The 8,267-nt window shown below is 44.5% G+C and carries 10 protein-coding genes; 5 read left to right on the forward strand and 5 right to left on the reverse strand.

Annotated elements, in window-relative coordinates:
* Positions 1–22: 22 nt before the first annotated feature.
* Complete coding sequence (locus AC1P5O_RS04870) at positions 23–661, forward strand: class I SAM-dependent methyltransferase (RefSeq protein ID WP_005267538.1); 639 nt, start codon at positions 23–25, stop codon at positions 659–661.
* A 4-nt stretch (positions 662–665) separates the two neighbouring features.
* Complete coding sequence (locus tag AC1P5O_RS04875) at positions 666–1,865, forward strand: TIGR03862 family flavoprotein (protein WP_348942324.1); 1,200 nt, start codon at positions 666–668, stop codon at positions 1,863–1,865.
* 136 nt (positions 1,866–2,001) lie between these two features.
* Here AC1P5O_RS04875 and AC1P5O_RS04880 read toward each other — a convergent pair whose 3' ends face one another.
* Both AC1P5O_RS04880 and AC1P5O_RS04885 read right to left on the reverse strand, forming a co-directional pair.
* The gene (locus tag AC1P5O_RS04880; protein ID WP_005267534.1) at positions 2,002–2,589 is read right to left on the reverse strand and encodes a hypothetical protein; all 588 of its coding nucleotides are present in this window, start codon (positions 2,587–2,589) and stop codon (positions 2,002–2,004) included.
* Between the two features lie 15 nt (positions 2,590–2,604).
* Positions 2,605–3,381: a class I SAM-dependent methyltransferase gene (locus tag AC1P5O_RS04885; RefSeq protein ID WP_005267531.1), complete on the reverse strand. Its 777-nt coding sequence runs from the start codon at positions 3,379–3,381 to the stop codon at positions 2,605–2,607.
* A 113-nt stretch (positions 3,382–3,494) separates the two neighbouring features.
* On the opposite strand from AC1P5O_RS04885, the gene AC1P5O_RS04890 reads away from it, so the two are divergent.
* From AC1P5O_RS04890 to AC1P5O_RS04900, 3 genes are all read left to right on the forward strand, one after another.
* Positions 3,495–4,766 (forward strand): hypothetical protein, encoded by a 1,272-nt coding sequence (locus AC1P5O_RS04890; RefSeq protein ID WP_005102952.1) that lies wholly within the window; start codon positions 3,495–3,497, stop codon positions 4,764–4,766.
* A 125-nt stretch (positions 4,767–4,891) separates the two neighbouring features.
* A complete protein-coding gene (locus AC1P5O_RS04895; protein WP_005102954.1) occupies positions 4,892–5,089 on the forward strand; it encodes a hypothetical protein in 198 nt (65 codons plus the stop codon).
* 87 nt (positions 5,090–5,176) lie between these two features.
* Positions 5,177–6,133: a 2-hydroxyacid dehydrogenase gene (locus AC1P5O_RS04900; RefSeq protein WP_005102955.1), complete on the forward strand. Its 957-nt coding sequence runs from the start codon at positions 5,177–5,179 to the stop codon at positions 6,131–6,133.
* A 64-nt stretch (positions 6,134–6,197) separates the two neighbouring features.
* Here the strand turns inward: AC1P5O_RS04900 and AC1P5O_RS04905 are convergent, their stop codons facing one another.
* The 3 genes from AC1P5O_RS04905 to AC1P5O_RS04915 form a co-directional block, all read right to left on the reverse strand.
* Complete coding sequence (locus tag AC1P5O_RS04905) at positions 6,198–6,680, reverse strand: hypothetical protein (protein ID WP_005102957.1); 483 nt, start codon at positions 6,678–6,680, stop codon at positions 6,198–6,200.
* Between the two features lie 229 nt (positions 6,681–6,909).
* A complete protein-coding gene (locus AC1P5O_RS04910) occupies positions 6,910–7,299 on the reverse strand; it encodes a hypothetical protein (protein ID WP_004278545.1) in 390 nt (129 codons plus the stop codon).
* Positions 7,300–7,371: 72 nt separating this feature from the next.
* Complete coding sequence (locus tag AC1P5O_RS04915; protein ID WP_212749449.1) at positions 7,372–7,896, reverse strand: hypothetical protein; 525 nt, start codon at positions 7,894–7,896, stop codon at positions 7,372–7,374.
* Positions 7,897–8,267: the final 371 nt, after the last annotated feature.

Consider the following 8,267-nt stretch of genomic DNA (forward strand, 5'->3'; position numbering starts at 1 on the left):
TTTTTATTAGTTTGATCTGATTATGCCGATTCGTCAATTTCAAGCACAGCGTATGCATGCGCCCCGTGATTTTCAAAGCATCAGTCCTGAACCGGTCTGCGTCGAAGTGGGAGCGGGTAAAGGTAAACATGCCTTGTTATTCAGCAAGAACAATCCCGACACTCAACTGATTGCGATTGAACGTACCCGGGAAAAATTTCTGGCGATGCAAAAACAGCATGCTGTTGAAGGTCAAACCAATTTACAGACCGTTCATGCCGATGCTTTACCGTGGATCGTGCATGCACTGTATCCGGAGCAGGTAGAACAATTCTTTATTTTATATCCAAATCCTGAGCCGCATAATCCGGCGCAGCGCTGGGTCAATATGCCATTTTTTGAGTTCCTGCTTTCCCGCCTGAAAACCGGTGGAACGATTACGCTGGCCAGTAATATTCCTGCCTATATCGAAGAAGCAGAAATACAAGTGCGAGAGCTCTGGAAGCTACCTTTTGTCAAAGAAGTGATTGCTGCAGATTCGGCGCGTACCCATTTTGAAATTAAATATCTGGAGCGCGGTGAACTATGCCAGCAACTGATCATCAGCAAGCCTGAAATTTATGTGACACGTTTTGATGATTTCCAGCCTTTGCAAGGGCAGAATGCCACCGTCTCGGAATAAGCAGATGAGCAAACGCATTGCTATTGTGGGCACAGGCCCCGCAGGCTTAATGGCAGCAGAAGTGCTCAGTCAGTTTGATTATGAGCTGCATGTCTATGAGCAAAAACCGTCTGCTGCGCGAAAATTCCTGATGGCAGGCAAGACCGGCCTGAATATTTCCCATGCCGAGCCTGTGCCAGAGTTTGTACAACGTTATGATCAGGTGGAGTGGTTGTCCCCTTGGATCAAACAGTGGGATGCGGTCTGGATTCAAGACTGGATGAAACAGCTCGGTATTGAACCTTATATCGGTTCATCTGGCCGGGTATTTCCCACAGAGATGAAAGCCGCGCCCTTGCTGCGTGCCTGGCTCAAGCGTTTGGCCAGTCATGGTATCCAGTTTCATTACCGACATAAAGTCAGCCAGTTGCAGCAGCAACAGCTTGAGCTGCATGATCTGAAAAATAATGAACATCGCACTGAACATTTTGATGTCATTATTCTGGCTTGTGGGGCAGTGTCCTGGTCAGCATTGGGTAGTGATGGGGCATGGCAAGCCTGGCTGAAAACGGATGAAATTGAGCCATTTCAGGCCAGTAATGCCGGAGTGGAATATCCCTGGTCTCGGTTTATGCAGCCAGTCTTTGGTCAACCGTTAAAGCGTGTCGAGGCATGGGTTGGGCAAGGTGAAAAGACCATCGGCGATATCGTGATCAGTCATTATGGTCTGGAAAGTGGTCTGATCTATAAGCAGGGGCGTGGCTTACGCGAGCAACTAAAACAGGGGAAGCCTATGCAGCTGCATCTGGACCTATTCCCAAATCAAAGCATCGAACAGCTTGCGCAAAAATTACAGCCAAGTAAGAAGCAGTCTTTAAGTAATGTCTGGCGTAAAGCCGGATTGGACGGTGCCAAGGCAGCTCTAGTACGGGAGCTGGTGGCCAAAGCATTATGGCAAGACGCTCATGAATTAGCCAAAAAAATTAAACATTTGACTATTCCACTCACAGGTTTCCGCCCGATTGAAGAGGCGATTAGCTGTGCAGGTGGTGTCAAGCGTGAAGTGTTGTCAGAACAGCTACAATTGAAATCTAACCCGCATGTATTTCTTTGCGGAGAAATGCTGGACTGGGATGCACCGACAGGCGGCTATCTGCTGACCGCCTGTTTTGCCACAGGGCGTGCAGCGGGTGAAGGCGTGCATCAGTTTCTGACAGCAGATTAAGTCATTTCTGGCGCTTCTGCTGAGATTCAGGCTCAGCAGAACAGGTCTTGCTCATCCACGCTGTTTTCAAACTGCCAGTTCAGCTTAGATTATTTTTGTATTTGATCTAAGCTGTGTGCCAATCTAGCCTCCTAGACTATTCCTTCACTTGCCGGGAAGCGGGTTCTTTCTTGGCGAGATCTGGATATTGCGAACGCCAGCGTTCCAGCTGTTCTTGGGCGTGTAGATATTTCCCTAGACCTTTGACATTCTCACTGGCTTCATTCACGGGCGCAGCTTGAGTCTTGGGAGTATTGAGTAATTTGTCCTGATGTTCCCAGTACTGATACATCAAGCCCTGAATATAGCGGCCCTGTTCGGTTTTCAGTTCTAAAGCCTTTAACATATTCAATGCTGACTGGACATGATCACGCTGACGTTGCTGGACAAATTCTTCTGTCATATTTTCATCATCGCGCATGCTGTTCAATTCTTTTTCCAGGTCACTACTCATTTCCTGAAAGCGCTGTTCATAATCTGTCAATGCGGCAATATCATGCGGATCATCAGCAGTTTTAGGGAAGTCTTTCAGCGGCTCGGTTTTCAGTTCCTGCATGACTTGATCTGAAGCTGTATTATCTGTTATCGCTTCAGTCGGAGTTTCGGTCGTTTTCTGGTCACATGCCATCAGCAGCATGGCCGCAGCGAACAACAGCGTTCGTGTCATTCCTGGTATTTTATGCATGATCGCCTCCTGTTTTTAATTACTTTTCTTGAACACATAAATATGGGTGACATAAGGAAAATCGATCATTTCCTCTGCGCTTTTGGCTGTATATTGCTGGATGATCTGTTCAAATTGTTGTTTTAACTGTGCTTGTTGCTGTACCGGCATGGCTGCAATAAAACTGGTCGAGAGCAGCCGTTTCGATACCACCTGCTCGACACTGCCATGCTGTTGTTGGGTCATTGTGGTTTCTGCATAAGGCTGAAATAGCGTTTGCTGTGCAAAGACCTTGCGCCAGGCGCCACTATGATAGCGTGGCGTATCGCCTTCCAAGGGGGCAATACAATCGGCCAAGGCCTGAACCCAGTCTGCCCGAGTATCGCGCTGATTCCAGATTAACACCAGATAACCCTGCGGTTTGAGTACCCGGTCTAATTCTTGTAAGGTAGCAGAATCGGCAAACCAGTGAAATGACTGTGCACAAAATACCGCATTCAGGCTATGATCGGGCAAGGGAAGTTGATGGCTAACGCCTTCAAGAGCATGAATGTCCGGATGCGCCTGTTTTAATTGAGCCAGCATTTCCGGGACAGGATCAATTGCGATAATGTGCTTACTGAGCGGGCGTAAATAGGGGATAAACTTGCCGGTGCCGCTGCCCAAATCCAGAAGATGCGCATCTACAGGCAAAGCCAGCGTTTCACTCAGCCATTGGCTGATTTCTGCCGGATAATCGGGACGCACTTGCTGATAGAGCTCAGCCGACGCACTAAAACCCCGTTTTGCTGCAGGATGTAATGATTGTGTCATATTTTGCGCTTTTTAATCTTTTTGATCGATATAAAATAGCATATTCACTTTTTTGACAGCGTTCATTGACTGAATTGTTGTGGAAGGGTTCGATTTACCAGCACGGGAAAGTTATGGACAAGCAGATTGTTTTTGAAGATGAACATATACGCGCGATTTTTATGCCGGGATCTTCTTCAGAACTAATTTTTTCATTTGGCGATTTGATTACCCGTGCCAAGGGCCTCAACATCAATGCAGAAAAGTCACTGGCGAAATTCGAGTTTAATGTGCTTGGCATTATGCCCAAGCATAAATCCTGGTTTCCGCAAGGTTCCATGTGGAACATGTTGCAAGCCATCGCAGATCTGATTGAGCCGTTTCAGCAGCGTATTGCCTATGGCGGTTCGATGGGCGGCTATGCTGCGATCAAGTATTCCCGTGCCTTGGGCGTACAACGGGTGGTGGCGATGGTGCCGCAATACTCGATCGATCCGGAAGATGTACATGATGCCCGTTATAACATGTTCTATCAGCCAGAGCTGAATACAAATATGCGGGTTGCAGCCGAAGATATCGACCCTGCGTGTGAATATATTATTGTCTATGATCCTTACTGTGCCGAAGATCGTGCCCATTATCTGAAATTAGAGGCGCTGATTCCGCATCATCATGTGCTGCATTTACCTTTTACCGGACATGATGCGATCGCAGTTTTGGCCAGTTCCGAATTGCTCTATGACTTTTTGGTGCATGAATATGAGCCAAGCTATTTCTATCAGAAAATGCGCCGGGTCAAGAAAAACAGCAAGTTCTATTATCGCAAGGTGATTGAAAATGTCTTGCCACGACACCGCATGGCTTTGGGACACATTCTGAAAAATAACGATCTGCAACTGGATAACCAGTTTTTTGATGCCAGCCAGAAACAGGTGATTTTGCGGGAACTGTTACGCAATAAACAGGTTGATCAGCATGACCTGCTCAAACTGGGCATTCATGTGAATTTGCCGCAGGAAAATCGTCAGTTGCTGTTGGACCAGTATGGGCATGGTCTGGTATTTAATGTCATCAGCCATAAAATCGAAAGTTATGCAGAAGGTGCAATTGCCCTGAACCATAAATTCCTGATTCCAATTTATGCCAAAGGTAATGGTTTATTGAGTATTAACCTGAATGATGAACGTTATCTGGTGGTGATGAATGACCGGCATATCATGAAGCTGATCAAGGAACAGGATGAACTCAGTCTGGGCATGCACCCGATTTTAATGAAGCGCTATAGTGATTTTTATATGTTTAGCTATAAGCAGCTGAATCTGAGTACCAATGAATATGGTGCTGCTGCTTTTATCGACGATAGTGACAAAAATACGCAGTTTGTGACGCACAGTGAGACAAATTAACTGAAAATTTTAATAAAAAACAATTACTTGACTTGTTATGGGCTTGGCATAATATAGAGATAAGCGGTATAAATAATAAACCAATTATATCGTTCCCGATGGTTGAAACGAAGAAGGGGATCTCTATGATGCAAGCGACTCGGATGATGCAAGTATGTTTTATCTTCGGTTTGGTTCTACCCAATCTGGCGCATGCAGAAACTGTGCATCCTGCAGTGATTATGGTCAGTGCATCCGTCATTTTTATGATTATTCTATCCGTGTATGTGGTGTATCGAATCCGCAAGTCATTACGTAACTATATGGATAAACCGCTGGATTAATTGTTCCAGTGGAAACAGGTTGAAAAGCCTTAATGACTTGTTTTAAATGACACACATAAATTGTCAAACAGGATTGAGGGAACAGCCATGAAAGCCGTTTATTTAGACTATGCTTCTTTAGACCAGCAGGATTTGGACTTTCAGGCACTGCATGCCGCATTTGATCCACTTGTTTTGTATCCGGCGACCTCGGCTGCCGAGATTGTATCCCGTGTAGCTGATGTCGATGTCATCATAACCAATAAAGTCGTGATCGATGCAGCTACCATTCAACAATGCCCTGAGCTTAAACTCATTTTAATCTCTGCAACCGGTACCAATAATGTCGACCTTACGGCGGCCAAGGCACGTGGGATCGTGGTGTGTAACTGTCAGGCCTATGGTACTTCGGCAGTCGCGCAGCATACGATCATGTTGATGCTCAATCTGGCGACTTCATTCTTGTCGTACCAACGTGTATTAGAACAAGGCGAATGGCAAAAAGCCAGCCAGTTCTGTTTGCTGGATGCGCCGATTGTCGAGCTGGCCGGAAAAACACTAGGCATTGTCGGTTATGGCGAATTGGGTCATGCGGTGGCGAAACTGGCCGAAGCCTTTGGCATGAAAGTTCTCATTGCTGTGCTGCCAAACCGTCCGGCGGATGCATCGCGTGTGCCATTTGCCGAGCTGCTTGCTCAAGTCGATTTTCTCAGTCTGCATTGTCCACTCACTGAGGATACCCGACATTTAATCAGTCATGCTGAACTGGATGCAATGAAAAGCAGTGCATTTTTAATTAACTGTGCGCGTGGTGGTATTGTCGATGAAGCTGCTTTGGCTGAGGCTCTGCGTGCATGCAAGATTGCCGGTGCTGCGACGGATGTTCTAACGGTAGAGCCACCGAAACAGGGTAATGTGCTACTCGATCCTACAATTCCGAACCTGATTGTGACACCACATAATGCCTGGGGCAGTGTCGATGCAAGACAACGCATTGTGGATCAGATGGTGGAAAATGTAGAAGCATTTAAACAAGGTCAGCCGATCCGACAGGTCAATTCATAGACCGCGTTGATACAAGGTAATAGTTTTATTTTCTAAAAATAAAAAAGCCCATTACGGGCTTTTTTTATAAATCGGTTACCGCATAACTGGTGGCTGAACCTGAACCAGATTGAGGCTGCATTTTTGGGGTGGTTGTTTGCTGTGGGGCAGCAGAGGGCTCACTTAAAGGCTGCTGAACAATAGCCGCCTGCTGTGAATTGCCACGCCAGACTTCTTTGGTCTGCTGGATTTTCTGACCGGTTTGCTGGGCTGCCTGAGTTGCACCCTGATCTACTTTTTGCAGTGTTTCCGAGGTTGCAGATTTGGTATTGCTCCAGGCCCGGTCTACCCCCGGCTTGATTTTGGCAATGCCTTTTTCCGTTGCTTCACCGACTTTCTCGGCGGTATTAATCACGCCTTCTTGTGCTTTATAGGCAAACACATGCAGCAAGTTCGGATTTTCACCATAGGGTTTAACCGGTTTGGCAGACTGAGTCGTGGTTTGTGCGAATGCTGGAACAGAAAGCATTAAAGCTGTCGTTAAAATAATTGGGGTTTTGATATTCATTATGGATCGACCTCGAATTCGTCTAAGTGCGGTCTGAGTTTGTTTTTCAGTGTAACGGATAATTGGTCAAAAACAATGAATATCCTGTGAAGAGTGCAGAGCTTTCAGGTTGATCTGTGCCGAAATATTGTAATTTTTAAAGAAAGGGCAGTAGAAATTAGCCCAAGTGTCGAATTGATTTTTAGCAAAATAAAAGCCCTGTTCTTAGACTAGAAACAAGGCGATCTTTTTAATCACATTGTGTCAGGGCATCTTTGGCGAAATGTTCGCGTAAGCTGACAAAGTTCTTCTGTACCCCTGCATCGTGCAGGTCAAATTTTTGTGCAGTGCTAGTACCGTCGCGCTGGAAAGTCGCTGAGCCGGCATCGATTAGAGTCATACCTTTAAATGACCATTGTTCAATGACACGGTTATTGCCAATATCACCGGTGAATTCAATCACGCATTTGTCGAGGAATTTGGTCAGTTTTGCCTTGTTGTTGGTGGTAGCTGGAACAACTTCGAGGTTTTGGACTTCCTGTAAGACGCCAACCTGAAGCTGTGGGATTTTTGGTGCAGATGTACAAGCTGTAACTGCGATACTCGCAAGACCAGTCAGAATGAGTGTTTTAAATTTCATATGATTCTTTCTTGTTGAGTGTTGTTAGGTTGAGTATAGGGAATCGGTTAGAAAATGACTATAGCTCAATGATTAACGATTCCAATCCTGCGTACGAATACGACCAGTTTGATAATAAATTGAGACTAATTCAATAAAATTTTTAAAGTCGGAATTTTCATTTAAAATTCGATTTATTGATTGCCAATCCACTTCTGGTCTCCGGCGAGCAGGAAGCAAAATTTCGCTTTCAGTAGGATTTTCAGGAATTAAAATTATTACACCAATACCATGGAGGGCTGAGAGCATACGAAGTTCTTCTTCAACTTCATTGGTAGAAATTGAGGTCGCAACTAAATATCCTTCATTTGCCCAACTAGAATTACTTACTGCTTGGAAAAAACTACTTCTAATATTTGAGTTATTTAGTTCTTTTTTTACCTCGAATGACCAAAGTCGAACATTTTGTCCAGAACTATGCTTTACACAAGTTTTAACTAGATCATTCCATTTATTATCTAATGCTTGCATTGCCACAATATCTGGATGTAGCCATTGATTACCATTTTGTCCTCTAGTATTTGATGATCTTTTTTCATCAATTCTTAATGTAAGCAAATTGAGTTCTTGGGATAGGTATTCTATCAATACAGGATATAAGTCATATTCTGAAAATATTTTTTCTTGAATCGATGGGGGATTATTGTCTTCTGCATCAATAATTAATGAATTATGGAAGTCAATTCCTTTTACTGGTGAAAGATTTGAAGTTGGTTCATACCAATATTGGCGTGGACTTGGTTTTTCTTGATATTTTACACAAGGATTATTTTGAATTAAGTCTGGGAAAATACTAAGTTGTCATTAAAAAGTAAACATGTATTCTTTTCCGAATTGGTTTGATACTTTCTCCACCCATTGCTCTATTTTGTCAGCTGTCATGACTTGAAAATCTCGCCAATAATATTTCATCTGCTTCCATACCATCT

The sequence above is a fragment of the Prolinoborus fasciculus genome (genome assembly GCF_056724605.1).

Bases quoted from the DNA above. Each gene is read 5' to 3' on its own strand.
- AC1P5O_RS04910 (WP_004278545.1), bottom strand. From the start codon at position 7,299: ATGAAATTTAAAACACTCATTCTGACTGGTCTTGCGAGTATCGCAGTT.
- AC1P5O_RS04905 (WP_005102957.1), bottom strand. From the start codon at position 6,680: ATGAATATCAAAACCCCAATTATTTTAACGACAGCTTTAATGCTTTCT.
- AC1P5O_RS04885 (WP_005267531.1), bottom strand. From the start codon at position 3,381: ATGACACAATCATTACATCCTGCAGCAAAACGGGGTTTTAGTGCGTCG.
- AC1P5O_RS04880 (WP_005267534.1), bottom strand. From the start codon at position 2,589: ATGCATAAAATACCAGGAATGACACGAACGCTGTTGTTCGCTGCGGCC.
- AC1P5O_RS04875 (WP_348942324.1), top strand. From the start codon at position 666: ATGAGCAAACGCATTGCTATTGTGGGCACAGGCCCCGCAGGCTTAATG.
- AC1P5O_RS04900 (WP_005102955.1), top strand. From the start codon at position 5,177: ATGAAAGCCGTTTATTTAGACTATGCTTCTTTAGACCAGCAGGATTTG.
- AC1P5O_RS04870 (WP_005267538.1), top strand. From the start codon at position 23: ATGCCGATTCGTCAATTTCAAGCACAGCGTATGCATGCGCCCCGTGAT.
- AC1P5O_RS04890 (WP_005102952.1), top strand. From the start codon at position 3,495: ATGGACAAGCAGATTGTTTTTGAAGATGAACATATACGCGCGATTTTT.
- AC1P5O_RS04895 (WP_005102954.1), top strand. From the start codon at position 4,892: ATGATGCAAGCGACTCGGATGATGCAAGTATGTTTTATCTTCGGTTTG.